Genomic DNA, 1,033 nt, shown 5'->3' on the forward strand with positions numbered 1-1,033 from the left:
GGTGGAGAACGTTATTTTTTCTGTAATGAGCTGAACGAAAAAGGTGAGCCGGTCACCTGGCAGGGGCGACAGTATCAGCCGTATCCCATTCAGGGGAGTGGTTTTGAACTGAATGGCAAAGGCACCAGTACGCGCCCCACGCTGACGGTTTCTAACCTGTACGGTATGGTCACCGGGATGGCGGAAGATCTGCAGAGTCTGGTCGGCGGAACGGTGGTCCGGCGTAAGGTTTACGCCCGTTTTCTGGATGCGGTGAACTTCGTTAACGGAAACAGTGACGCCGATCCGGAGCAGGAGGTGATCAGCCGCTGGCGCATCGAGCAGTGCAGCGAACTGAGCGCGGTGAGTGCCTCCTTTGTACTGTCCACGCCGACGGAAACAGATGGCGCTGTTTTTCCGGGACGTATCATGCTGGCCAACACCTGCACCTGGACCTATCGCGGCGATGAGTGCGGTTATCACGGTCCGGCGGTCGCGGATGAATATGACCAGACAACGTCCGATATCACGAAGGATAAATGCAGCAAATGCCTGAGTGGCTGTAAGTTTCGCAATAACGTCGGCAACTTTGGCGGCTTCCTTTCCATTAACAAACTTTCGCAGTAAATCCCATGACACAGACAGAATCAGCGATTCTGGCGCACGCCCGGCGATGTGCGCCAGCGGAGTCGTGCGGCTTCGTGGTAAGCACGCCGGAGGGGGAAAGATATTTCCCCTGCGTGAATATCTCCGGTGAGCCGGAGGCGTATTTCCGGATGTCGCCGGAGGACTGGCTGCAGGCAGAAATGCAGGGTGAGATTGTGGCGCTGGTCCACAGCCACCCCGGTGGTCTGCCCTGGCTGAGTGAGACTGACCGGCGGCTGCAGGTGCAGAGTGATTTGCCGTGGTGGCTGGTCTGCCGGGGGGCGATTCATAAGTTCCGCTGTGTGCCGCATCTCACCGGACGGCGCTTTGAGCACGGGGTGACGGACTGTTACACGCTGTTCCGGGATGCTTATCATCTGGCGGGGATTGAGATGCCGGATTTTCATCG

General features: G+C 57.8%; 2 protein-coding genes. Both read left to right on the forward strand.

Annotated elements, in window-relative coordinates; all coding sequences use genetic code 11:
- Positions 1 to 606, forward strand: a 606-nt coding sequence (locus ACJHXB_RS24725) for a phage minor tail protein L (protein WP_410233555.1), incomplete at its 5' end; no start/stop codon positions are given.
- Between the two features lie 5 nt (positions 607 to 611).
- A partial coding sequence (locus tag ACJHXB_RS24730; RefSeq protein WP_167579148.1) for a C40 family peptidase occupies positions 612 to 1,033 on the forward strand: 422 nt, incomplete at its 3' end.

The organism is Escherichia sp. WS3227_2, from assembly GCF_046486495.1.
Lineage (GTDB): Bacteria > Pseudomonadota > Gammaproteobacteria > Enterobacterales > Enterobacteriaceae > Escherichia > Escherichia coli.